Genomic DNA, 26,010 nt, shown 5'->3' with positions numbered 1-26,010 from the left:
CGCGGCGAGGCAGTGGTCCGGCTCGCACCCGGCGCGACCCTCGCCCGGGCGGTCCCCCTCAACGGACGTGCAGAACCTGACGGTTGGACCCAGATGTCGGTCCCCATCGAGTCCATCGACCACGCGCACGGCGAGTTCCTGCGCCTCGGCACGGACATCGAGGTCCTCTCACCACCCGAACTCCGCGACCGGATCACCCGCACGGTCGCCGAACTGGCCGAAAGATACGGCAACTTGCTCACCGACAGCGGCGACTGAGAGCACGGAACCCGTCCGTCCTCCCAGGAGGTACGTCACGTGAGCTACCCGCACCCGCAAGTGCGCCCGCAAGTGCCCCCGCCCCCGCGCCCGCCGCACCGGTCCCGCAGACGAAGGGCCGTACTCTCCGCACTGACCGCCGCCGCGGCCCTGGTCCTCGCCGGACTCACCACCGGCGGAACCGCCCAGGCAGCCACCGCCCGCCAGGTCGAGGCACTCGACCGGGGCGTCGTCAGCGTCCACACCGACAGCGGCAACCTGGTCAGCTGGCGCTGGCTCGGCACCGACCCCGACACCGTCTCCTTCAACGTCTACCGCGCCGGTACGAAGGTCAACTCCGCCCCGATCACCGGCTCCACGAACTACTTCCACGCCGGCGCGCCCGCCCAGGCCGACTACACGGTCCGCGCGATCGTCGGCGGCGTCGAACAGGCCGACTCCGTCCACGCCATCCAATTCCGCACGGGCTACAAGGACGTCCCCATCACCCCACCCGCCGGCGGCACCACCCCTGACGGAGTCGCCTACACCTACGAGGCCAACGACGCCTCCGTAGGCGATCTCGACGGCGACGGACAACTCGACTTCGTCCTCAAGTGGCAGCCCACGAACGCCAAGGACAACTCCCAGTCCGGCTACACCGGAAACACCATCCTCGACGGCGTCAAACTCGACGGCACCCGCCTGTGGCGCATCGACCTGGGCCGCAACATCCGCTCCGGCGCCCACTACACACAGTTCCAGGTGTACGACTACGACGGCGACGGCAAGGCCGAGGTCGCCATGAAGACGGCCGACGCCACCGTCGACGGAACCGGCACCGTCATCGGCAACTCGGCTGCGGACTACCGCAGTTCGAGCGGCTACGTCCTGTCCGGACCCGAGTACCTGACCATGTTCGACGGCCGGACCGGCAAGGCGATGAGCACCGTCGACTACGTCCCGGCCCGCGGCACGGTCTCCTCCTGGGGCGACTCCTACGGCAACCGAGTCGACCGATTCCTCGCCGGTACCGCCTACTTGGACGGCAGCCGCCCCTCCCTGATCATGGCGCGCGGCTACTACACGCGCACGGTCATCGCCGCCTGGGACTGGCGGAACGGCGCCTTCACCCGCCGCTGGACCTTCGACACCAACTCCTCGACCAACACCGGCAAGGGCTACGACGCCCAGGGCAACCACCAGTTGGCGATCGCCGACGTCGACGGCGACGGCAAGGACGAGATCGTCTACGGCTCGATGGCCGTCGACGACAACGGCTACGGCCTGTGGACCACCAAGAACGGCCACGGCGACGCGATGCACGTCGGCGACCTCGACCCGTCCCGCCCGGGCCTGGAGGAGTTCAAGGTCGACGAGGACTCCTCGAAACCGTCCTCGTGGATGGCGGACGCGAAGACCGGCGCGATCATCTGGTCCACACCCGCCAACGGCGACAACGGCCGGGGCGTCTCCGGAGACATCTGGGCGGGCAGCCCCGGCGCCGAGTCCTGGTCGGCATCGGAGAGCGGAGTCCGTAACCCCCAGGGCACCGTGGTATCCACCCGCAAGCCCTCCAGCACCAACTTCCTGTCCTGGTGGGACGCCGACCCGGTACGCGAACTCCTCGACTCCACCCACATCGACAAGTACGGCACGACCGCCGACACCCGCCTCCTGACCGGCGCCGACGTCCACTCCAACAACAGCACCAAGGCGACCCCGACCCTCTCCGGGGACATCCTCGGCGACTGGCGGGAAGAGGTCGTCTGGCCCACCACCGACAACACGGCGCTACGGATCTACTCGACCCCGTACGAGACGACCACCAGGATCACGACCCTGCTCCACGACACCCAGTACCGCACAGCCCTGGCCTGGCAGAACACTGCATACAACCAACCGCCCCACCCGAGCTTCTACATCGGCGACGGGATGGCTACGGCACCTCGGCCGACTGTCTACACACCGTAGAACCGTCGAGGCCGGTCGGCTCAGCTGAACCCGCCGCTGAAGTCGGAGTTCAGCTGGGCCGAGCAGATGTTGTAACCGCCCTGCGCCCGGCCCGACTTGGTCCTGCCGTCGATGGTGATGGAGCAGTGGACGTCGCCGCCGCCCTGGAGCTGGGCAGTGACCTGGTAGTACAGGGCGTCACCGTCCACGGCCAGTGTCTTCGTCATGGGCAGCCCCTTGCCCTGGAGGTTGGTGCCATCGCTGCCGTAGGTGATGTCGACACCCGAGGGCGCACTGCCCCACACCTTGAAGAGAGCCTTGCCGGCGGGAGCGTCGTCGCCACTCGTCGCGGCCTTCGTCGCCTTGGCCTCGGCGGTCTTCGTGACGGTGACGGTGATCGTGGGCGCGGGCTCGGCCTTCTCGACCTTGGCGGCCTCGGGTGAGGCGGTGACTGTCCTGGTCGCGGCGGGTTCAGCACTCGTCCTGTCGCCGTCACCACCACCGCTGTTGCCCGCGGCCCCGATCAGCGCACCGAGAACGAAGAGGGTGGCGTGAGGAGCGTGAAGGAGAGGTAACTGATTTGTGACGTCGAAGTGGTGGGCGCGCACCCCTGAGGTACGCGCCCCCTGCTCAGGTCACCACGCAGCTCTGATCGCCCACCTTGAACACGCTCGGCTTCGTGTTCACCCCCGACCAACTCCCCGTGAACCCGAACCCCACCGACGAACCCGCCGCCACCGTCCCGTTCCAGCTCACATTCTTCGCCGTCACGGTCGCGCCGGACTGGGTCCAGTCGGCGTTCCACAGTTGGCCGATCTGCTGACCGTCCGCGAAGGACCAGCCAAGTGACCAGCCGTTCCAGGTGGTTGAGCCGGTGTTGGTCACCTGGACGTCGGCCTGGAAGCCGCCCGTCCACTGGTTGGTGATCTTGTACGTGACCGAGCAGGCGCCCGTGGGAGGCGTCGGATCGGTGCCGCCACCCCCGCCGCCTCCGTCACCGGCGTCGGAGGAGTCGCCGTAGACGACCCCGCGCCCGTTCGTCGACACGTACACCCGGCCGTACACCCGCGGGTCACCGGTGATCGCCGCACCCGTCCAACCCCACTGGTGCGCATCGTCGTTGATCCGCGTCCAGCTCACGCCCTTGTCGGTCGAACGGAAGATGCCGCGTACGCCGCCGATCTTCGCGCTCGTGTAGAGCGTCTGGTACGAGGCACCGGTCGCCGCCTTGCCGAAGCCGATGGTGTCGGCCTGGCCTACGTTCCCGAGTTTCGCGAAACTGGCGCCGCCGTCCGTGGAATGCCACAGCCCGTACGCCCCGTCGCTCGCCCCGCCCGCCAGCCACACGTCCCCCTTCGTGCCGGGCAACGCCTTGAACCGCACGCTGTCACCGCTGGGCAGCCCGGTGGCCGAGGACGCGGTGAAGGTCGCCCCGCCGTCCGAACTGACGTAGAATTTCCCCGACTTGAAGCCGTAGAAGGTCTTCACGTCGACCCGGTCCGACTCGACGATCGCACCCGCCGGGATACCGCTGGACGCCGACCAGGACGAGCCGAAGCCCGTCGTGTACTGCACACCCGCACCCGCCGGACTCCACACGAACCGGCTCCCGTCCGCCGCCGCGGCCACCGTGCCGCCACCGCTCACGCCCGAAGGGTCCGTCCCCGCGAACCAGTTGGCGCCGTTGTCCGTCGAGAACGCGATGTGCGGCCCCGAGTCCAGATTGCCCACCCTCACCACGGTGTTGGGGTTGGTCTCCGCGAAGTCGAGGCTCGTGGTCGTGGTGAAGTTCGGCGAAGTGAACATCATCGAGGGAACCTTGGTGAGATCCGTGTGCCGGAACCCGCCGATGTCGCCCAGCGCGCTGAGGAGTTGGGCCCCGCCGGACGGGGGAGCGGCGAGGTCCTCGACGGCCGTCTCCTCCAGCCCCTGCACCATCGGCTCCACGGTGAACTGGCCGCCGCTGTCCCAGTTCGTCAGGTTCTCCGTGCCGTAGAGCGTCGCGCCCGTGCCGTACATCATGCGGTTCGAGTCGAACGGGTCGATCTCCAGCGACTCCGTCATCCAGCCGAGTTTCGGGGCCTGTTCGGGCGGCGACGGATTCGCCCCGAAGGTCAGCCAGGGCGAGGAGGACACGTCCATGGTGAAGCGGTTCGACCGGTTGGGATACGACGTGTAGTCCCAGGCCTTCGTCCAGGTGCCGCCGCTGTCCGTCGAGCGGAAGATCTGGGTGTCCGGCCACCAGGAGCTGTACGCCGTCGCCATCACGGTCCCCGGATGCTGCCGGTCGACGGTCAGCCCGCTGAAACCGTAGTAGGTGTCGGCCTCCGCGACCGGGCTGATGTTCGTCCATGTGCCGGTCGCGGTCGCGTACCGCCACACGTGCCCCTTGCCGCCGTCGTACGGCCCGCCCTTGTCGCTGTATGCGATGTACAGATAACCGTTGACCGCATCCAGTACACCCTTGTGTGCCAGATACCCGGTCGGCTGCCCGGCCACCCGACTCCACGTCGCGCCCGCGTCCGTCGACCGGTACACGGCGTTGGCCTGGTCGGCGACACCGACATATATCGTCTTCGTCGCGCTGCCGGACGTACCCGTCGACTCGTCGAAGGTGACCCACACGATGCCCTGGTTGTCGCTCGCGTAGCCGCTCGTGTCGGTCGGATCCTGCACGTAGTTGCCGACGTCGGGGAAGTTCGCCACCTGCGACCAGGTCACCCCGGAGTCCGTCGACCGCCACAGCCCCTTCCCGCTGGGCGCGCCCAGATACAGCACGCTGTCCTTGTTCGGATCGACCGCCAGCCGCTCTCCCATACCGCGCCCCGGCATGTTCCCGCCGAGCTTGAACGGCAGATCGGTCTTCTGCCAACTCGCGCCCCGGTCCGCCGACCTGAGCACGGCCCCGTTCGTGGGATCCCAGCTGTTCGTGTACGTGCCGACGGCCGCGTACACCTTGTTCGGGTCGACCGAGTCGGACGCGAGACTCACCACCCCGGTGTGCCCCCACTCGTCCCACCCGACCGAGTCCAGCAACGGCGTCCAGGTCTTCGTCGCCTCCTGCCACCGGTAGGCACCGCCGATGTCGGTACGGGCGTAGGCGAGGTTCTTCTCCTTCCGATTGAAGACGATGCCGGGCACGAACCCACCACCGTCGATACGGGCGTTGTGCCAGGTGTAGGTGTCGGCGGCGAGCGCGGTCTTCGGCGCACTCGCGGCAAGGGCGGACGGACTGCCCGCCAACAGGCCGGCGGCGAGGGCGAGTACGGCCGTGAGGATACGGGTTCTTCGCACGAGGGAGTCCTCTCCTTGCGGGTTGGAAAGGTGAGAGGACCGGGCGACCCCCTGTGCGGGCAGGGGCCGCCCGGCGGTTTCTTGAATGTGCCGTGAGGTGCAGCGCCCCCTTAGGGGCGCGGGGAACTGCGCGACCAGCCACAACGGACCCGCAGCCAAAGAACGACCCAACCCGCGCAACTACTCAAGAAGCTCCGCATACGACCCCATGGCCAACGCGACATCCGCCTGCGCCCAGAACCGGTGATACGTGAAGACAGGCGCGGCCCCGCCCGCCAGATAGCTCTGGATCTTCGACCACGCCGGATCGTTCTTGTAGAAGGACCTCAACGAGGCGAACGTGGAAGCGGAGTTGACCGCGTCCCCGTTCGGCATCGTCCCGGTCCAACCGCTCGGCACATACACGCTGTCGTCGAACCGGTTGTAGTCCGCGCGGGTCTCCGGAACGGCGATGCCCAGACTGTCCTGGTAGTTGTTCCACATGCCGTCGAGAAGAGCCTTCGCCGTCGTCTTCGCCGCGGCGGACCCGGACTTCGCGGCGTAGTACGTCAGCGTCTTGGCATACGCGGCCGCGACACCGACGTCATTGGTGTAGTCGGCGACGGTGACATGAAGTCCCGTGTTGGCACCGGGACTTGACGCGTTCCAGGTGTCCGGCTGCCCCGACCACTGCAGCGTGGAGGGGATCAGATACGTGCCGTCCGGATTGACCGTGGTCTTGGACAGCGCCCACGCCACCCACTTGTCGAGAACCGCCTTCGCGCTCGCGTTCCCCGTCTGCTGGTAGTACTCGGCGACCCGCTCCATCGACCACGCCTGGAAGCCGAACCACTGGTTGGACGGCGGGTCGTGGTAGACGGGCTGCTGGTCGTAGTACATGCCGTAGAACGTCGACGTCCCGGCCGGCGGACTCGCGTACCGCCCCTGCCAACTGTTCGTCGCCCCACCGGCGATGGCACCCTCGCTCGACTGCAGCCAGCGGTAGAACTCCAGCTGCCGGGTCAGCGAGGTACCCCAATCCGCCGCGCCCGTCGCCGACTTGGGCTTCAGGTCCGCGTACGAACTCAACGCGTAGGCAGCCAGGGGGTTTTGATAGCCCCCGTGCACATGGCTGGACCCGATGCGCCACGCCCAGCCCGCGCTGGTGTCGTTGGCACCGCCCCACGCGTAGTACCAGGACAGCAGATAGTCCGAGGCGTCCTTTCCGGTGCCGGCCGGGCAGGTGGACGGACCGACACAGTTGCCGATTTTCTTGAAGTACTTGTCGTACATCGCATACCGCAGATAGTCGCCCATCTTCGCCGCCTTGCCGACGGTCGCCGAGACGTCGGCGCCCTTGCCCTGCTCCTTGGCCCAGGTGTCGGCCCAGTACGCGGCCTGCACAGCCCGCGCGTCGGCGTCCGGGGCATCGGTGTACTTCCACTGCTTGGCGTACGAGGAGTCACCGGTGAACAGGTCCAAGTACCCATTCGTACCGCCGTACTTGAAGGCGTCGCAGGTCGGCTGAGGCACCGTCTCCCACACGGACTCCTGCGGTCCGCGCTGGAAGGTGTTGATGTACGACGGCCCGCTCGCCGTCGGCCCCGCCTCGCACCCGCCACCCGGCGTGTCGCCGTAGCCGTAGGTGTTGTCGACATCCTCCAGCCAGTGCATACCGTAGACATCGTCCGTACCGTATGCGGTCTTCAGTTCACCGGCGATCGGATCCGATCCCACCGACACCGAGGTGTCGAGCTTCGCCGGATACTCGTTCGGGGTGTCCAGCTCGGGCGCGTACGTCGCCGGCTTCGAGGCGTTGTAGAAGGAGTTCGTCGGCTGGTCGGCGTGGGTCGGGATCATGTACTTCTCCATGAGGGCCCAGGCGCCGTTGAACTTCGACCAGTCACCCGTCACCTTGCCGTACATCGCCTGCAGCCACAGCAGATAGCTGTACGCCTCCGACGTCGTCTCGTGCCCCTGGTCCGGCGCCTCCACGATCAGGGTCTCCACCGAGTGGTAGGGGATGCCCTGGGGCGAGAAGTAGCCGTTCGCCGGGTTGGTGATCTTGCCGTAGAGGTCCAGGAAGCGGGCGTCGTACGCGTTCGCCGCCGCCAGCTCAGTCACCGTGACCGTCGCCTTGGTGAAGCCCGTCGCCGTCGAGTCGAAGGCCGCCGAACCGGTGCCGGACGCGTCGGCCGTGACGGTCACCGTCTGCGCGGTGCTCCAGTTCGACGGCGTGAAGGTGAGCGTCCCGCCGCCGGTGACCGACAGGCCCGTGTTGCCGCTCGCGCGAGCTGACGTCACGGTCACGTTCGACGAGGGCTGCGAGGACAGCGACACCGCGTACGTGCCCGACTTCCCCTGCTGGATGCCCAGTTGGGTCGGTGAGGCCACGATCGCGGGTCCCGAGGCGACCGTGATGCCGACCGGCGCGGACGTGCCGGACGCGCCCAGGCTGTCGTACGCCTTCGCCACCAGCGAATGACTGCCCACGGTCAAACCAGAGGTCGAGAACGAGTACGGCGAGCTCGTGTCCGTGCCGAGCAGCGTGGTGTCGTCGTAGAACTCGACCTTGCTGATCGTCGCGTTGTCGGCCGCCGCCGCGGTCGCCGCGAGCGGGATCGCGGCCCCCTGCGTGTAGATCGCGCCCGTGCTCGGACTGGTCAGCACCGTGATCGGCGGCTGATGGGCACCGACGCAGGTGGTGCCGTTGATCGCGAACGAGGTGGGCGCGGTGTTCGTCCCGCTGTAGCTGAACTGCGCGCCGGTCGAGACGGCGGCGCCCGCGGCGATCGTCCCGTTGTAGGACGCGTTCGTCACCGTGACCGCGCTGCCGGACTGGGACCAGGTGCCGTTCCAGCCGTTGCTGAGCTTCTGGTTGCCGGCGTAGGAGTACGTCAGGGTCCAGCCGTTGATCGCGTCCGTACCCCGGTTCGTCAGGGTCAGATCCGCGGTGAAGCCGGAGCCCCAGTCATTGGTCTTGTAGTCCACGCTGCACTGAACTGTCGCCGCCTGGGCGGGAGTTGTGCCCGTCGCGAGCATCGAGACGGGAAGTGCTAGGGCCGCCACGACAGCGGTCCACAGTCGCCGCGTCAAACGGCGTCTCCTTCTGGGGTGCATGTGCTGGTTCCTCCTTGCGGCTCGGAGGGGTGGGGGCGGAGCAGCAACAAGCCTTGAACCAGTGGGAGCGCTCCCATCGTGGGGACGGGGGTCAGAGCCGTCAAGGTGCTTACGGAGTCGAAAAGATTCGACAGGTGTCGGTTGAGGGAAAGTCGGCGAAAGTCTGTGACTCCCCTGTCCTTTACCGTCACTTGGCGCTACCTTCCTGGACACCAGTGGGAGCGATTCCGTCAGTCGACGCGTCCGTACGACGCGCCCGAGCTGCAAGGAGTCGCTCATGCGACACCCCCCGCGTTCAATCCTTTTAGCCGTCGCCGGCGCGACCGCCCTTGTCGGGGCCATGGTCGTTCCGGTGGTCACGGCGTCCGGCGCGACCCCCGCGTGCACGGTGGAGTACTCGGTCACCAGCCAGTGGGGCACCGGATTCCAGGGCGCAGTGCAGATCACCAACAACATGGCACCGGTGACCAGTTGGAGCCTGACCTTCGACTTCGCCGGTGGCCAGAAGGTCACCCAGGGCTGGAACGCCAAATGGTCCCAGTCCGGCACGACGGTCACCGCGACCAACGAGAGCTGGAACGGCTCGCTCGGCACCGGCGCGAGCGTGAGTGCCGGCTTCCTCGCCAACTGGTCCGGGAGCAACGCCGTACCGTCCGCGTTCAAGCTCAACGGCACGACCTGCAACGTCGATTCGGAGCCGACACCACCGACCTCGCCGCCTCCGACCTCACCGCCACCGAGCGGCAGCGCGCCCGCGCTGCACGTCTCCGGCAACAAGCTCGTGGACGCGGGTGGCACCAACCGCCGCCTGCTCGGCGTCAATCGCTCCGGCGGCGAGTTCATGTGCGTTCAGGGCTACGGCATTTGGGACGGCCCGGTGGACGACGCGGCCGTCGCGGCGATCGCCGACTGGAAGGCGAACGTGGTCCGCATTCCGCTCAACGAGGAGTGCTGGCTGGGCCTTTCGAACATCAAGCCCGAGTACGCGGGCGCCAACTACATCGCCGCCGTCAAGGACCTGGTGGCGAAGGTCGAGGCGCACGGCATGACACCGATCGTCGAACTGCACTGGACCTACGGCCAGTACACCGGCAACTCGGCGGGCTGCTCCGACGTGCACGCCACCTGCCAGAAACCGATGCCGGACGCGCAGTACACCCCGTCGTTCTGGTCCTCGGTCGCCAGCACCTTCAAGGCTGATCAGGCCGTCGCGTTCGACCTGTTCAACGAGCCGTATCCGGACCGCGCCACCTCCACGACCACCCAGGCGTGGCAGTGCTGGCGGGACGGCGGCACCTGCCCCGGCATCGGGTACGAGGTCGCCGGTATGCAGGATCTCGTCGACGCCGTACGGTCGACCGGCGCCAAGAACGTGATCATGGCCGGTGGGCTCGCGTACTCCAACGACCTCAGCCAGTGGCTGGCCTACAAGCCCACCGATCCGACCGGCAATCTCGTCGCCGCGTACCACGTGTACAACTTCAACACCTGCGCGAGCGAGAGCTGCTGGAACTCCACCCTCGCCCCCGTCGCGGCCCAAGTACCGCTGGTGGCAGGGGAGATGGGCGAGAACACCTGCTCGCACGCCTTCGTCGACCAGGTCATGAAGTGGTTCGACGACCGCGGGCTCTCGTATCTCGGCTGGACCTGGAACACCTGGGACTGTTCCGCCGGTCCGTCGCTGATCTCCGACTACACCGGCACGCCCACCGCGTACGGCATCGGGCTGCGCGACCACCTGCGCGCCCTCAACGGATAGGCGCCCCCGCACACCGACAGCGCACATCAGCAGCACACACCGAACAGCGCACACCACAGCACCCGCAACCAACTTCCTTACCAGACAAGGAAACCCGCACTCATGAGCCGTACCAGAACAGCGTTGCTCGCTGCCTTGGTGCTCGTCGCCGGGGCCTCGGGGACGGCGGTCGCCGTCACCCCCTCCTCGGACGTCGGCATCGCCGCGATCCCGTGCAGCGTCGACTACAAGGTGCAGAACCAGTGGGACACCGGCTTCACCGCCGCCGTCACGATCACCAACAACTCGGCCGCCAAGTCGAGTTGGGCCGTGAAGTGGGCGTACGCCGGCAACCAGAAGGTCACCAGCGGCTGGAACGCGAAGATCAGCCAGAGCGGGACCGCCGTCACGGCGGCCAACGAGACCTACAACGCGAGCCTGCCGACCGGGAGTTCGGTCAGCTTCGGCTTCAACGCCTCCTACAGCGGCACCAACGCGCTCCCGACCGCCTTCACCCTCGACGGCGTGACCTGCAACGTCGACGACGGCAGCGGCGGGGGAGGCGGCGGTGGCGGCACCGATCCCGGCACGCGGGTCGACAACCCGTACGCCGGCGCCAAGGTGTACGTGAACCCGGAGTGGTCCGCGAAGGCCGCCGCCGAGACCGGTGGCAGCCGGATCTCCAACCAGCCCACCGGCGTCTGGCTCGACCGCATCGCCGCCATCAACGGCGTCAACGGCGGCATGGGCCTGCGCGCCCACCTCGACGCGGCGCTCGCCCAGAAGGGCACCGGCCAAGAGGTCGTCCAACTCGTCGTCTACGACCTGCCCGGACGCGACTGCGCGGCCCTCGCCTCGAACGGAGAGCTCGGCCCGACCGAAATCGGGCGCTACGAGACCGAGTTCATCGACCCGATCGCCGCGATCCTCGCCGACAGCAAGTACGCCTCGCTGCGGATCGTCACCACGATCGAGATCGACTCGCTGCCCAACCTCGTGACCAACACCGGCAGCAAGGCCACCGCCACCCCGCAGTGCGACACGATGCTCGCCAACGGCAACTACGTGAAGGGCGTCGGCTACGCGCTGAACAAGCTCGGCGCGATCCCCAACGTCTACAACTACATCGACGCCGGACACCACGGCTGGCTCGGCTGGGACGACAACTTCGCGCCCGCCGCGAACCTCTTCTACCAGGCCGCCAACGCCGAGGGCGCGACCGTCAACGACGTCGCCGGCTTCATCACCAACACGGCCAACTACAGCGCCCTGAAAGAGAACAACTTCACCATCAACGACAGCGTCAACGGTGTCTCCGTACGCCAGTCCAAGTGGGTCGACTGGAACCGCTACGTCGACGAGCTGTCGTACGCCCAGGCGTTCCGCAACCAGTTGGTGTCCGTGGGCTTCAACTCCGGTATCGGCATGCTGATCGACACCTCCCGCAACGGCTGGGGCGGCTCGGCCCGGCCCACCGGTCCCGGAGCGACGACCAGTGTGGACACGTACGTCGACGGTGGTCGCTACGACCGCCGGATCCAGGTCGGGAACTGGTGCAACCAGTCCGGAGCCGGCCTCGGCGAGCGTCCGCAGGCCGCCCCCGCGACCGGCATCGACGCCTACGTGTGGATGAAGCCGCCGGGTGAGTCGGACGGCTCCAGCACGGCCATCGCCAACGACGAGGGCAAGGGCTTCGACCGCATGTGCGACCCGACGTACACGGGCAACGCCCGCAACGGCAACAACATGTCGGGCGCGCTGCCGAACGCCCCGCTGTCCGGGCACTGGTTCTCGGCGCAGTTCCAGCAGCTGATGGCGAACGCTTACCCGCCTCTGTAGATCGCATACAGAAATCGCGCGCAGTAGACGCAGACAGTGATCGTGTAACGCATCGCACATGGCATACACCCCCGCGCCCGCCCCTCAAGGCGCGGGGGTCCGCCGGGGTCAGCCCTTCCCCGCCAGCCCCTGCCGGATCGCGAACTCCACCGCCGAGTAGTCGCCGTCCGGGCGGTCCAGCTCGAAGGGGACCGCCGGCATCAGCGGTGGCTGCGCCAGGAAACGTGGCCGGGTGCCGTGGTTCGGCTGGGCCGCGTGGACCAGGAAGGGATGGCACAGGTACACGTCACCGGGGCTGCCGGTGGCGTAGGCGAGGGGGCGGTGGGCGGTGGCCTCGACCAGTCGCGGGGCGATCTCCAGACCGGACACCCCCGCCTCGCCGTACGGTTCCAGGAGGGGCGGTACGTCGAGGTGCGAGCCGACACGAATGCGGGTCGGGGCGTTGTCCTCGGTCACCTCGGTGAACAGGAACAGCATCAGCAGCGCACGGTCCCGCGAGCGCAGACTGGCGAACGGCCAGGTCTCGCCCTCGGGGGTGTAGCTCCCGTCGATGTGCCAGCCGGCGTCGTCGGGTTCGTCCTCGTGCGGGAAGCGCAGCGGAAACGCGCCCAGACCGTAGCGCGGCGCCCAGCGTCCCTCGCCGACCAGGAGGTCGAACGCCCCGTGCAGCGCGGGGGAGTTGGCGGCCGCCGCGAACGGGCCCTGCCCCATGCCCGGTACCCAGACCACGGGATCCTTCCAGGTGCCGGGATCGTCCGGGTCGTAGCCCGTCTCCCGCCACAGCAGCCGCGCGCAGTCGGCGGCGACGCGCGGCGGGAAGGCGCCCTCGATCTTCACGAACCCGTCTTCGAGGAAGCGTTCCACCATCACGTCGTCCGTGTCGTCCATACGGGCATGCTCGGCGACCGGCGGCCCCCGCCGCACCCCATTTTCACTGCCCCTTTTGGTACCCCGTTTTTGCCGCTTCGGCAACGGAACTGGCCCCCGGCCGGTGCGTCGGCGCAGGCTGGCGGCACCCGGAGGAGAGGCTGACCACCATGGCGCACGAGCACGGCGAGAAGCACGCCCACCACGACGACCAGCATGCCCACCCTGACGAGAAGCGCGCTCACCACCACGACCACACCGACATCGACTGGGCCGTCATGGGCCCCCTGCTGGAGACCCAGGCGGAGTTGTTCGCGCCGTTGTACGAGCGGGCCATGGCGTGGCTGGCGAAGGAGCGGACCGATCCGGGGCTGATCGTCGACGCGGGCAGTGGACCGGGTGTGGTCGCGTGTCTGTTCGCGGAGACGTTTCCTGGCGCGCGGGTCGTGGCGGTGGACGGTTCCGGACCGCTTCTGGAACGGGCCAAAGCCCGTGCCGAGCGGCTGGGCTTCGGCGACCGCTTCGGCACGCTGACCGGTGAACTGCCCGATGTCCTGGGGGAGTTGGAGTACCCGGCCGATCTGCTGTGGGCCAGCCGCAGTCTGCATCACCTCGGTGACCAGCGCGCCGGTCTCGTCGCCTTCGCGCAGCGACTCGCCCCGGGCGGCACCCTCGCCATCATGGAGGGTGGGCTGCCCTCCCGGTTCCTGCCGCGCGACTTCGGCATCGGCCGCCCGGGCCTGGAGGCGCGGATCGACGCGATCGAGGCCGAGTGGTTCGCGCAGATGCGCGCCGACCTCCCCGGCGCCGTCACCGAGACCGAGGACTGGTCCGCACTCCTGACCTCGGCCGGCCTGAAGTACACCGGCAGCCGCAGTTTCCTCCTCGACCTGCCCGCCCCGGCCCCGGACCGGGTCCGCGCCTATGTCGCGACCTGGCTGACCCGCGTCCGTGACGTCTACGGCGACGCCCTGGGCGCCGAGGACCGGGCGACCCTCGACCGGCTGGTCGACCCGCGGGACCCGGCCGGTGTGCACCGGCGCGCCGATGTGTTCGTGCTCGCCGCGCACACCGTGCACACCGCTGTGCGGCCGGTGTGAACGGCCCGTGATCTCGGCGGCTTGACTTCGAGAGTGCTCAAGATGATGAACTGCCCTTCCGGAAACGCGGAGTTCACCGAACCACGGGGGGACCTCATCACCATGAACGACAACTCTCACGTCGCACTCATAACCGGCGGCGGCAGCGGGATCGGCGCGGCCGTCGCGAGACAACTCCTCAGCGCCGGCGGCCGGGTGGCCGTCACCGGCCGCAGCGAGCAGCGGCTGCACGACTTCGCCGGTCAACTGGGACATCCCGCGGGCCTGTTGACGATTCCGGGCAGTGCCTCCGAGTACGACCAGGTGCAGGCCGCCGTGGAGACGACGCTGAAACAGTTCGGGCGGCTCGACGCGGTCGTCGCCAACGCCGGCATCGCCACGCACGACTCGGTCGCCGAGGGCGACCCGGCCGGGTGGACCGAGATGGTGCTGACCAACGTCCTCGGTCCCGCCCTCCTGATCCGGGCGTCCGTCGACGCGCTGAAGCAGACGCACGGCCGGATCGTGCTGATCGGCAGCGTCGCCGGGTTCGTGCACACGCCCGGCAACATCTACGGCGCCACCAAGTGGGCGATGACCGGTCTCGCCGAGAACACCCGGCGCGAGGTCACGGAGTTCGGCATCGGGGTGACGCTGGTCGCGCCGGGCCGGGTGGAGACCCCGTTCTGGGACGGCAACGGCAGCCCGCCGCCCGGCCGTCTGCTGACCGCCGACCACATCGCCGACACGATCCTGTGGGCGATCCGCCAGCCCGCCGGCGTCGACATCAACACCGTGGTCGTACGGCCGATCGGGCAGCCCAACTGACGTAGCGGGCTCCCGACTGACGTAGCGGGCCCAACCCGCCCACGAGCGAGGCCCGTTGCCGCGACCCGACCGATCGCGACGACGGGTCTCGTCACAACGGACCTCACCCGCACGCTAGTTGTTCTGCAGGAACGTCTTCGCCAGCTGGTCGCCGAGCGAGACCGCCGCGCTGTGGCTCTCGATGGGGGACACCGTCGAGTTCTTGAACAGGATGTACGTCACGCCGGAGTCGGCGCCGCCGGTCGCCGGGTCGGGGTCGATGCCCAGGGCCTTGGCGGTGGCGTAGGAGGCCTCGCCGATGATGTTGGTGGGGCCGGTGTCGCCGACGACGGCGTACTCGACCTTGTTGTTGTAGATCACGGCGACCACACCGCCGCCCTTGATGCCGTAGCTGGAGTACTTCCAGATGCTGCTGGAGCTGGGCACCACGATGTAGGGCAGTGAATCGGCCTTCAGGGGCTTGCCGTTGGACTGGTGGAACGCGGTGTCGTCCTGGTACCAGGGGTCGGCGTTCTCGTTGCAGTTCGTGGTGCGCTGGCCGTCGCAGTCGATGTCCATGTCGGCCTTCCAGAACACGGCGCCGTTCTTGCCGCAGACCGGGATGGTGGCCGAAGTCTCGTCGTCGGTGCGGTACTTGCCGTTCGATATCTGCGAGCAGGACGTCACCTTGGAGAGCAGGTCGGCCGCGCTGACCGTGCCCTCCTGGGCGGACTTCGGGGTGGCGCCGGAGGAGGCGCTCGCGGGGAGCACTCCGGCGGCGAGCAGGGCGGCGCCTGAGGCCGCGGCGAGGGTCAGTGTTCGGATGCGCACTGTGGGGGACCCTTCTGTTAGGAAAGTTTCCTTACCGGGTGCGCAACAAGGTGGCCCCATAGGCATGCCCGCGTCAAGACCCTGGTCCGAACCAAGTGACCGCGAAGCTCCGGACCAAGTACCGCGAAGCGCCCCGGAGTTGGACTCCGGGGCGCTTCGTCCTACCTGCGGTTCAGGCCAAGTGTCTTGGCGTCAGGCCGCGTTGAACGTCGACGGGTCGGGACCCAGGCGCCGGTCCTCGTTGAGCGCGCTGATCGCCGCGAGGTCCTCGGTGTCCAGGCTGAAGTCGAAGACCTCGATGTTCTCCTTGATCCGCGACGGCGTCACGGACTTGGGGATCACCACATTGCCGAGCTGGATGTGCCAGCGCAGCACGATCTGGGCCGGAGTACGGCCGTGCTTCTGCGCGATGGCGACGATCGCCGGCACCTCCAGCAGGCCTCGGCCCGAGCCGAGCGGCGACCATGCCTCGGTCGCGATGCCCTGCTCCGCCTGGTACTCGCGCCCCGCCCGCTGCTGGAGCTGCGGGTGCAACTCGATCTGGTCGACCGCCGGGATGACCGAGGTCTCCGCGATCAGCCGCTCCAGGTGGTCGGGCTCGAAGTTGGAGACGCCGATGGCGCGCACCCGGCCGTCCGCGTGCAGCTTCTCGAACGCCTTGTAGCTGTCGACGTACTTGTCCCGGGCCGGCGTCGGCCAGTGGATCAGGTACAGATCCAGGTACTCCAGGCCGAGCTTCGCCAGCGACACGTCGAAGGCGCGCAGCGTGGCGTCGTAGCCCTGGTCGGCGTTCCAGAGCTTTGTGGTGACGAAGAGCTCCTCGCGCGGGACGCCGGAGGAGGCGATGGCCTTGCCGGTGCCCTCTTCGTTGCCGTAGATCGCCGCTGTGTCGATGCTGCGGTACCCGGCCTCCAGTGCTGTGGCCACCGCCCGCTCCGCCTCGTCGTCCGGCACCTGCCAGACGCCGAAGCCCAGCTGGGGCATCTCGACACCGTTGTTGAGGATGATCGGGGGGACCTTGCTGCTCACGAAGCTCTCGATCCTTCAGTCGTCGGGTGGGTACTCCCCATCGTCAACGATCACGGCCCGTGGTGCATTCCTGACCGCGAAATCCGTCCGGACCCACCGGTGGATCGGCGTGGCCGGACGAAGAATGGCGAGAAATGCATCCGACCTTTTTCGGTCCGGACCATTGACCGCGGACCGTCGTGCCGCAACCCTGAAACACGCCGCCGGACGCGTCCGTGAACGCGATACGTGCATGTGAACGCTGGCACCTGTCGGGACTCCGGGACCCCCCAACTCCTCAGGAGAGCAGGTATGCGCACACCAGCAGACTGCTGCCGGGTTTCTGCAGACAGTGCACCGTATGCAGGAAACATCGGATGAAAAGGTGTGGTGAAGGCCTCGTCGACCACGGCCGCGCACGGCACGCGGACCGGCGACGGCGGGCGGGTGCCCCTTCGCTCGAACCAACTGATCAGTCGGTCAATAGACCACGAACCGATCAGCTGGTCAACAGTCCACGAACCGATCAGTCGGTCAACAGCCCACGAAAGGGAGGAACATGAGACGCCGACGACTGCGAGCGGCCCTGACCGCGGCAGCCCTCGCCACCGTCACCCTGACCGGAGCGGCCCCGCCGCTCGAAACGGCGGTGGCGGCGAGCCGCCCGGCCGCCGCGCCCGACTGGTCCGCGGCCGTGGTCGACTCCACGACGGCCCGCTACACACCGAGCACCATCGGCGGCTGGTCCTACCCGGTCGGTCTCTACCTCTACGGCCAGTACCTCACATACAAGCGCACCCACGACGCCCGCTACCTGACCTACATCAAGAGCTACGTCGACCGTTTCGTGAAGAGCGACGGCTCGATCGACCAGTCCTTCAACAGCCTCGACAGCATGCAGGCCGGCCGCCTCCTGGTGATCCTGCACCACGAGACCGGTCAGGACCGCTACCGCAAGGCCGCCAAGAAGATCCGCGACCGCCTCGACACCTACCCGCGCACGGCCGACGGCGGCTTCTGGCACGCCGACAACAGCAGCCGCGCCCATCAACTCTGGGCGGACGGCGTCTACATGGTGAACCCGTTCCTCGTCGAGTACGGCAAGGAGTTCGGCGACAGCGCCTACGCGAACGACGAGGCGTCGAAGCAGTTGTACGTCTACGGCAGTCATCTCCAGGTCGCCAACGGCCTGTTGAAGCACGCCTACGACGAGTCGCGCACCGCGAGCTGGGCCGACCCCGCGACCGGACTCGCGCCGGAGCACTGGTGCCGCGCGGTCGGCTGGTACGCGATGGCGATCACGAACGTCCTCGACGCACTCCCCGCCGACCATCCGCGGCGGCCCCAACTCCTGGCCATCTTCCGGCGGTTGGCGGCCGGACTGGAGAAGTACCAGGACCCGGCGACCGGCCGCTGGTTCCAGGTCATGGACAAGGGCGCCCGCAGCGACAACTGGACCGAGACGTCCTGCTCCAGCATGTTCACCTACGCCCTCTCGCGCGGCGCCCAACAGGGCTACCTCGACCGGCACTTCGCCGACGTCGCCAGGCGCGGTTACGAGGGCGTCCTCGCCCGCCTCTCGGTCGGCACCGACGGCCGCACCGACCTCACGGACATCTCCGTCGGCACCAACGTCGGCGACTACGCCTACTACGTCGGCCGCACCCGGGCCACCAACGACTTCCACGGCCTGGGTGCCTTCCTGATCATGAACGAACAACTGCGAGGTGATTAGTGTCATGAACGCGTCCAGAAGGGGGGTTCTCGGAGCCGCTCTCGGCGGAGCCGCTGGAGCGGCGGTCGGCCTGCCCGCCGCCCCGTCCGCGCACGTCGGCCCGGCGCACGCCACCCCTGCAGCCGCGGCCCCCGCCGCCTCCTGGCAGCAGAAGTGGGCGCCGACCGCGAGCGGCGATGGTCTCGGCGCCTTCGAGACCGTCGAGGACGACCGTGCCGACTCGCATCCGGCCGGGCACCCGCACATCTACGCGGCCGGGAACAACTGGCGCTTCAATATGCATACGGTCGACCGCGACACGTCGACCGACCGGCAGCGGCAAGAGGTCACCGGGCTGCGCACCGGCAGCAGCGGCTACCTCAAGTGGACCCAGGGGCAGACCTGGCGGATCACGTACTCGATGTACATCCCCAGCTCCCTGAAGGCGACCACAACCTTCACGCACATCATGCAGATGAAGCAGCCCGGCAACGGCACCTCGCCGATCGTCGTCCAGTCGCTGCGGCGGGTGAACGGGGTGCAGACCATCGAGCTGAACCTGCCGATCGCCGGTGTCCTGGTCGGCCGTACCGGCCTCGATCCGCTGCACGACCGGTGGACCGACGTCGACTTCCAGATCAAGGTCGGCAACGGCATGGCCGGTTCGGTCCGCTGGATCCTCAAGTCCGGTTCCACGACCGTGATCGACGAGTCGAGGACCGGCGTCGACACCTTCCTCGCCGACCGGGTCCGCCCCAAGTGGGGCATCTACCGCTCCCTCGGCGACACCTCCGGGTCCCTTCAGGACACCTATCTCCTGCTCACCGATCTCCGCGGCTACCAACTCGTGTGAGGAGCCCGTTCCGTGAAACCCCCCACGAAGTCCCGTATGAAGTCCCGTCTGAAACCACCCATGTACAAACGGAGTTGGGCGGCGAGCGTGTTCTTCGCGTTCGCCGTCGTCCTCGGCCTCGCCCACCCCTCGGCCCTCGCGGCGGCACCTCCCGCGCCGCCGGGCCGTTCCGCACCGCACGCCGCCGTCTACGACGTACGCGACTACGGCGCCAAGGGCGACGGTTCCGCCAACGACACCCCGGCCGTCAACAAGGCCATCACGGCGGCCAATTCGGCCGGCGGCGGCACGGTCCGCTTCCCCGCCGGCACCTACAGGTCCAAGAACACCATCCACATGAAGAGCAACGTGACGCTCCAGGTCGACACCGGCGCCACGATCCAGGGTTCGTCCGCCGACACCTACGACGCCCCCGAGACCAACCCGTACGACCAGTACCAGGACTACGGGCACAGCCACTTCCACAACGCGATGATCTACGGTGACAGGCTCACGAACATCGGCTTCGTCGGCGGCGGAGTCATCGACGGGCTCGGCAACCTGATCACCGGCAACCCCAAGTCGGGCGAGGCCGACAAGATCCTGTCGCTGACGCGCTGCGACGGACTCCGGATCGGCGACGGGCTGACCCTGCGCCGGGGCGGCCACTTCGCCGCGCTCATCAACGGCTGCACGAACGTCACCTCGGACCGGCTGACCATCGACACCGCGAGCGACCGCGACGGCTGGAACATCATCTCCACGACGAACGTCACCGTCACCAATGCCAGCATCAAGGCGAACGACGACGCCCTCGTCTTCAAGAGCGACTACGCGCTCGGCGCCAAACTCCCCAACGGCCATGTGCGCGTGAGTGATTCGTATCTGTCGGCCAAATGCTGCAACGCCCTCATGTTCGGCTCCGAGACCTGCGGCGACTTCTCGGACTACCAGTTCCAGAAGATCCGGATCGAGGGCGCCGACAAGTCCGGCCTCGGCATGGTCTCCATGGACGGCGCGAAGATCTCCGACGTCCATTACCGCGACATCACCATGACCGGTGTCCACTCACCGATCATGGAGAAGATCGGCACACGGAAGCGCTGCGGCAACAGTCCGGGCGTCGGTTCGATCAGCGACGTCACCTACGACAACATCACGGCCACCGGCAACAGCCCCTCCTTCAGCCCGACCCTGTGGGGCGAGACCGGCCACCGGATCAGCGGGATCACCTTCACGAACGTCGACATCACCGTCCCCGGCGGCAACGGCACTATGTCCACCGGCGTACCGGGCAACGACCCCAAGGACTACAACCCGAAGGCCATCGGCACCCGGCCGGCCTACGGCTGGTACCTGCACAACGCCGACAACGTCCAATTCACCGACAGCTCCGTGAAGTTCGCGGCGAACGACGGCCGGCCCGCCGTCATCGCGAACGCGGCGAGCGGTATCCGCTTCACCGGCTTCACCGCCCAGCGGGGCACCAACTCGCCCTACGACCTGGGCTTCCAGGACGTGACCGGCTACTGCGTCAGCGGCGCCGGCGCGCCACGCGTCTCCAGCACCGGCTCCACCGAGAACTGCGCGACCAGCGCGACCAGGGCGACCAGCACAGTCGGTGCGACCGGTGCGATCAGCGAGACCACGAGCACCCGCTCGGCCGGTGCCGCCGCCCGTCCGCTCGACCTGGAGAACCCCCGCCAGGAGTTCCTCCGGGGCTCCGTCGGCGGCCTCTTCCTGCACTGGGGCCTGCGCACCGCGCCCGCCCACACCAGCTGCACCGCCTGGGAGAACGACGTCACGAACGGCGGCTGGACCCCCGACTACTGGATCAACGAGGCCCGGAAACTGCATACGCAATACCTCGTACTGGCTACGTTCCACAGTCGCCTCGGCTACGCCCGCCCCTGGCCCTCGAAGATCCCCGGATCCTGCTCCACCAAACGGGACTTCCTCGGTGAGCTGATCACCGCCGCGAAGGCCAAGGGCATGAAGGTCGTCCTCTACATGACCGACGACCCGCAGTGGCACGACGAGGGCGGCCACGAGTGGCTCGACTCGGCCGCCTACTCCGCCTACAAGGGCACGAACGTCGACCTGACCACCCGCGACGGCTTCGGGCAGTTCAGCTACGACAACTTCTTCGAGGTCATGGACCGCTATCCCGACCTCGGCGGCTTCTGGATCGACAACGACAACGCGTACTGGGAGAGCCACGACCTCTACCAGCAGATCTACCAGAAGCGCCCCAACTACACGCTCAGCAACAACAACGAAGACACGCCGATCATGGACATGATCAGCAACGAGCAGAAGACGGGAATGTCGCCCGCATACGATTACCCGCAGGCCGTCTACACCGCACAACCCCGCCTGACGGAAGCCGACTTCAAGCTCCCGTCCACCGGCGCCTGGTGGTACGACGGCTCCGACCCGGCCGTCGACCGCGCGCTCACCCTCGGCCGGCTCGTCACCAACGCAGGCTCCTCGGTCAAGGCGCTGATGGCGGAGACCGCCCAGGTCAACGGCAAGTTCCCGGCCAACCAGGCCGCCTTCAACAACTTCGCGAACTCCTACCTCGACCCCATCTGGGAATCCCTGCACGGCACCGAGGGCGGCGGCTACATGTACGGCGGCCTCAAACCCGGCTTCTGGAACGACGGCGCCCACGGCGTCACCACCATCAGCCGCACGAACCCCGACCTCCAGTACATCCACGTCCTGACCCCGCCCACCACCGGCACCCTGCGCGTCCGCGACAACGGCTACCGCATCGCCTCCGTCACCAACCTCCGTACCGGCGCGCCGATTTCGTGGTCCCAGTCCGGCGGAGTGCTCACGCTCAGCGGTCTCGGCGGCTGGGACCCGTACGACACCGTCTTCAAGGTCACGACCGCCGGCCGCCAGGGCATCCTGTCCGGCGTCACCGTGAGCGCGAGCGCCTCGGCGAGCGGCCACGCGGGTTCGGCCGCGGGGGACGGGAGTTACCTCACCTACTGGGACAACGGCAAGACCCTGCCCGTCAACCTCACCTTCGACCTGGGCAGTTCGAAGAAGGTGCAGTACATCGGGCTCAACCAGCGCGAGGACTCCGTGGCCTACGCCCGCTCCGACACCGAGCAGTCGGCCCGGATCAAGGCGTACAAGGTGTTCCTCAGTAGCGACGGCACCACCTGGGGGAGTGCGGTCAAGACCGGAGAGCTGCCAAGTCGCCGCGGAATCCAGGGCATTGACATCACGGCCGCCAACGCCCGCTACGTCCGCCTCGAAGTCGACTCCACCTGGGCCGCCGCCACCGACACCACCCGCTACAAGCGGCTGCGGATCGACGAGGCATGGATCGGCACGTCGTACGCGACCCCCGCGACCTTCACCCCCATGTCGGACAACGGCCAGTCCCTGCGCCCCGCCATGGGCTGGAGCAGCTGGAGCTACGTCCGCCGCACCCCCACCGAGGCCAAGATCAAGGCCCAGGCCGACGCCCTCGTGTCGAGCGGCCTCGACAACCACGGCTTCGTGTACGTCAACCTCGACGACTTCTGGCAGAAGTGCGACGCGAACGGCTTCACCGTCGACTCCTACGGCCGCTGGGCCGTCGACCCGGCCAAGTTCCCTTCCGGGATCAAGGCGTTGGCCGACTACATCCACTCCAAGGGACTGAAGTTCGGCTTCTACGTCACGCCGGGCATCGCCAAGAACGCGGTCACCGCGAACACCCCGATCGAGGGCACCTCGTACCACGCGAAGGACATCGCGGACACGACCAGGACCGAGAAGAACTACAACTGCAAGAACATGTACTACATCGACTACGGGAAGCCGGGCGCGCAGGAGTTCGTCAACTCGTGGGCGAAGCAGTTCGCTTCGTGGGGTGTCGACTACCTGAAGATCGACGGCGTGGGCAGCGCCGACATCCCCGACGTCAAGGCCTGGGACAAGGCCCTACGGGCGAGCGGACGGCCCGTCAACTTCGCGCTCTCCAACAACCTTCCGATCGCCGACGCCTCCACCTGGCGCCAATACGCGAACAGTTGGCGCACCCAGGGCGACGTCGAGTGCTACTGCGGACCCGGCGCCAACGGCAGCGGCTATCCGCTCACCGACTGGTCGCACGTCTCCGCCCGCTTCAACACCGCCGCGTCCTGGCAGCCGTACGCCGGGCCGGGTGGTTGGAACGACCTGGACTCGCTGGAGGTCGGCAACGGCGATCAGGTGGGTCTGACGGCGGACCAGCGGCGCTCGCACTTCACCCTGTGGGCGATGGCGGGCTCGCCCCTGCTGCTCGGCACCGATCTCACCCACCTCGACACCGTCGACAAGGCCATGCTCACCAACGACCGTCTCATCGGCGTCGACCAGGACGGCATCGCCGCGAAACGCGTGGTGAACAGCGGTGTGAAGCAGGTCTGGAGCAAGCGCGAGAGCGACGGCGCCTACGTGGTCGCGCTGTTCAACACCGGTACGTCCGGCAGCGCGACGGTCTCCGTGAACTGGTCGCAGGTCGGCTTCACCGGCTCCGGCGATGTCACCGACCTCTGGTCCGGCTCCCACAAGGGCACGATCGCGGACTCGTACAGCGCGACGCTACGGCCGGGCGAGACCCGGCTGATCCGGGTGAACCCGGTCGACGACGGACTGAGGGGACAGTCATGAAACGCGAAAGAATCCTGGCGTGGTGCCTCTCCCTGGCCCTCGCCGTACCGCTCGCCGGGCTCACCGGCCCCACCGCGCAAGCCGCGCGAGCCGTGCAAGCCGCGAGCACCGACTACCAGGCCGAGGACGCCACCGTCGTCCAGGGCACCGTGGCCACCAACCACACCGGCTACACGGGCACCGGCTTCGTCGACTACACCAACGTCACCGGTTCGTATGTGGAGTTCACGGTGAGCGCGACCGCCGCCGGCACAGCGTCGGTCGCCCTGCGCTACGCCAACGGCACCGCCGTCGACCGCCCGTTGGACATCTCCGTCAACGGCACGGTCGTCGCGCCCGCCGTCTCCTTCCCGGCGACCGCCGACTGGAACACCTGGGCCACGAAGACCGTGAACGTCCCGCTGACGGCCGGCACCGACAGGATCAGGGCGACCGCGACCACCGCGAACGGCGGCCCCAACCTCGACCGCATCACCGTCGGCACCGCGGCCGACGCACAGGCTCCGACCCGGCCAGGCCAGCCGAGTTGCTCGGACATCGGCGAGGACGGCCTCACGCTGGCCTGGGGCGCCTCGACCGACAACGTGGGTGTCACGGCGTACGACCTCTACGAGCACGGCAACAAGATCGGTGAGGCGCCTGGGAGTTCGACGAGCAAGGCCCTCACCGGGCTCGCCCCGAACACCACCTACGACCTCACCGTCATCGCCCGGGACGCGGCCGGGAACACCTCGCCCGCCAGCCCGGTCGTCGACTGCACGACGAAGCCCAGCTCCGACACCACTCCACCCACCCGGCCCGGTACTTTGTCGACCGCCGACATCACATCGAATACCGTCGACCTCGCCTGGGGCGCCTCCACCGACGACCGTGCGGTTATTGCATACGACATCCGCAGCGGGGACACCGTATACAAGACGGTCACCACCGGCACCTCGACCACCCTCACCGGCCTCGCCTGCGACAGCCCGTACACGCTGAACGTCGTAGCCCGGGACGCGGCCGTCAACCTCTCCGAGCCGAGCAACACCGTCACCTTCACGACCAAGGCCTGCGCGGGCGACGGCGGTGTCCCGTCCTCCATCGCCACGCTCTCCACCGGCTGGACCATCCCGTGGGGCACCTACTGGATGCCCGACGGCCAGAGCGCCCTCGTCACCGAGCGGGACGACTTCCGGGTCTGGAAGACGACCAAGGACGGCACCCGGACCCAGGTCGGTACCGTGCCCAACGCGGTCACCACCAACGGCGAGGGCGGCCTCCTCGGCGTCGCCGTCGACCCGAAGTGGGCCACCAACCACTACGTGTACTTCATGCACACCGCGTCCGAGGGCAACCGCGTCGTCCGCATGACGTACGACGGCACCACCCTCACCGGCTACACGATCCTCCTCCAGGGCATCAAGAAGAACCGCTACCACAACGGCGGCCGCCTCGCCTTCGGCCCCGACGGCTACCTCTACGTCTCCACCGGCGAGGCCCAGACCCCCGACCTGGCCCAGGACAAGACCTCCCTCAACGGCAAGATCCTGCGCATGACGACGGACGGGAAACCGGCGCCCGGCAATCCGTTCGGCAACTACGTCTACTCGTACGGTCATCGCAACCCGCAGGGGCTCGCCTTCGACCGCAACGGCCGCCTGTGGGAAGCGGAGTTCGGCAACAGCTCCAAGGACGAACTCAACCTCATCAAGCCGGGCGCGAACTACGGCTGGCCCACCTGCGAAGGGACGTGCAGCGTCGCCGGCATGACCAACCCCAAGGCCACCTGGAACGTCAACGAGGCCTCGCCCAGCGGCATCGCGATCGTCCGCAACGTCGTCTACATGGCGTCCCTGCGCGGCGAACGCCTGTGGCGCATCCCGATCAACGGCGACACCGAGAACGTCGGCACCCCGACCGCGTACTACGTCGGAACGTACGGACGTCTGCGCACCGTCACCAAGGTCCCCGGCGCCGACCAGCTGTGGCTGTCGACCACCAACTGCGACAACAACGGCAACCAGCCCGACGGCTCCGACAAGCTCTTCCGAGTCAATATCGGCTAGGGGAGGGG

16 protein-coding genes are annotated in these 26,010 nt (G+C 68.0%); 10 read left to right on the top strand and 6 right to left on the bottom strand.

All coding sequences use genetic code 11. The annotated features are described in order from the left end of the window. Both JHN45_RS07460 and JHN45_RS07455 read left to right on the top strand, forming a co-directional pair. Positions 1-258 (top strand): WYL domain-containing protein (locus JHN45_RS07460; protein ID WP_201048453.1); only part of this gene is annotated, 258 nt, incomplete at its 5' end. Positions 259-297: 39 nt separating this feature from the next. After that, positions 298-2,211, top strand: coding sequence for a rhamnogalacturonan lyase (locus JHN45_RS07455; RefSeq protein ID WP_374195598.1), 1,914 nt, complete (start codon positions 298-300; stop codon positions 2,209-2,211). Between the two features lie 20 nt (positions 2,212-2,231). Here JHN45_RS07455 and JHN45_RS52820 read toward each other — a convergent pair whose 3' ends face one another. The 3 genes from JHN45_RS52820 to JHN45_RS07440 form a co-directional block, all read right to left on the bottom strand. Continuing rightward, complete coding sequence (locus JHN45_RS52820) at positions 2,232-2,798, bottom strand: hypothetical protein (protein WP_307783054.1); 567 nt, start codon at positions 2,796-2,798, stop codon at positions 2,232-2,234. 22 nt (positions 2,799-2,820) lie between these two features. Continuing rightward, entirely contained in the window at positions 2,821-5,484 is a 2,664-nt protein-coding gene (locus tag JHN45_RS07445) for a cellulose binding domain-containing protein (protein ID WP_201048452.1), read from the bottom strand. Positions 5,485-5,664: 180 nt separating this feature from the next. Beyond that, positions 5,665-8,583, bottom strand: a complete 2,919-nt coding sequence (locus tag JHN45_RS07440) for a glycoside hydrolase family 48 protein (protein ID WP_201048451.1) — start codon at positions 8,581-8,583, stop codon at positions 5,665-5,667. 277 nt (positions 8,584-8,860) lie between these two features. Between JHN45_RS07440 and JHN45_RS07435 the strand changes: the two genes are divergently transcribed. Next, a complete protein-coding gene (locus JHN45_RS07435) occupies positions 8,861-10,342 on the top strand; it encodes a cellulase family glycosylhydrolase (RefSeq protein WP_201048450.1) in 1,482 nt (493 codons plus the stop codon). Positions 10,343-10,444: 102 nt separating this feature from the next. After that, positions 10,445-12,160, top strand: a complete 1,716-nt coding sequence (locus JHN45_RS07430; protein WP_201048449.1) for a glycoside hydrolase family 6 protein — start codon at positions 10,445-10,447, stop codon at positions 12,158-12,160. A gap of 108 nt (positions 12,161-12,268) precedes the next feature. Here the strand turns inward: JHN45_RS07430 and JHN45_RS07425 are convergent, their stop codons facing one another. Beyond that, entirely contained in the window at positions 12,269-13,048 is a 780-nt protein-coding gene (locus tag JHN45_RS07425) for a phytanoyl-CoA dioxygenase family protein (protein ID WP_201048448.1), read from the bottom strand. A 149-nt stretch (positions 13,049-13,197) separates the two neighbouring features. Between JHN45_RS07425 and JHN45_RS07420 the strand changes: the two genes are divergently transcribed. Continuing rightward, positions 13,198-14,127 carry a trans-aconitate 2-methyltransferase gene (locus JHN45_RS07420; protein ID WP_201048447.1) on the top strand — a complete coding sequence of 310 codons (930 nt, stop codon included), beginning with the start codon at positions 13,198-13,200 and terminating at the stop codon, positions 14,125-14,127. Positions 14,128-14,229: 102 nt separating this feature from the next. Then, positions 14,230-14,934 (top strand): SDR family oxidoreductase, encoded by a 705-nt coding sequence (locus JHN45_RS07415; RefSeq protein ID WP_200710204.1) that lies wholly within the window; start codon positions 14,230-14,232, stop codon positions 14,932-14,934. A 114-nt stretch (positions 14,935-15,048) separates the two neighbouring features. Here JHN45_RS07415 and JHN45_RS07410 read toward each other — a convergent pair whose 3' ends face one another. Both JHN45_RS07410 and JHN45_RS07405 read right to left on the bottom strand, forming a co-directional pair. Next, complete coding sequence (locus JHN45_RS07410) at positions 15,049-15,744, bottom strand: glycoside hydrolase family 75 protein (RefSeq protein ID WP_201048446.1); 696 nt, start codon at positions 15,742-15,744, stop codon at positions 15,049-15,051. Between the two features lie 192 nt (positions 15,745-15,936). After that, a complete protein-coding gene (locus tag JHN45_RS07405) occupies positions 15,937-16,773 on the bottom strand; it encodes an aldo/keto reductase (RefSeq protein ID WP_200710206.1) in 837 nt (278 codons plus the stop codon). A 538-nt stretch (positions 16,774-17,311) separates the two neighbouring features. Between JHN45_RS07405 and JHN45_RS07400 the strand changes: the two genes are divergently transcribed. Genes JHN45_RS07400 through JHN45_RS07385 form a run of 4 tightly spaced genes read left to right on the top strand, consistent with a single transcriptional unit; the run spans position 17,312 to position 26,002 of the window. Then, complete coding sequence (locus JHN45_RS07400; protein ID WP_201048445.1) at positions 17,312-18,487, top strand: glycoside hydrolase family 105 protein; 1,176 nt, start codon at positions 17,312-17,314, stop codon at positions 18,485-18,487. Between the two features lie 4 nt (positions 18,488-18,491). After that, a complete protein-coding gene (locus JHN45_RS07395) occupies positions 18,492-19,319 on the top strand; it encodes a Tat pathway signal sequence domain protein (RefSeq protein WP_201048444.1) in 828 nt (275 codons plus the stop codon). 12 nt (positions 19,320-19,331) lie between these two features. Then, positions 19,332-23,954 carry a glycosyl hydrolase family 28 protein gene (locus tag JHN45_RS07390; protein ID WP_307783053.1) on the top strand — a complete coding sequence of 1,541 codons (4,623 nt, stop codon included), beginning with the start codon at positions 19,332-19,334 and terminating at the stop codon, positions 23,952-23,954. Continuing rightward, positions 23,951-26,002 (top strand): PQQ-dependent sugar dehydrogenase, encoded by a 2,052-nt coding sequence (locus tag JHN45_RS07385; protein ID WP_201048443.1) that lies wholly within the window; start codon positions 23,951-23,953, stop codon positions 26,000-26,002. The genes JHN45_RS07390 and JHN45_RS07385 overlap by 4 nt, the downstream gene beginning before the upstream one ends. Positions 26,003-26,010: the final 8 nt, after the last annotated feature.

Origin of the sequence: Streptomyces sp. MBT53, from assembly GCF_016654115.1 — a bacterium.
Lineage (GTDB): Bacteria > Actinomycetota > Actinomycetes > Streptomycetales > Streptomycetaceae > Streptomyces.
Note: the sequence above shows the minus strand (reverse complement) of the source record. Positions and strands in the feature narration are given on the sequence as shown.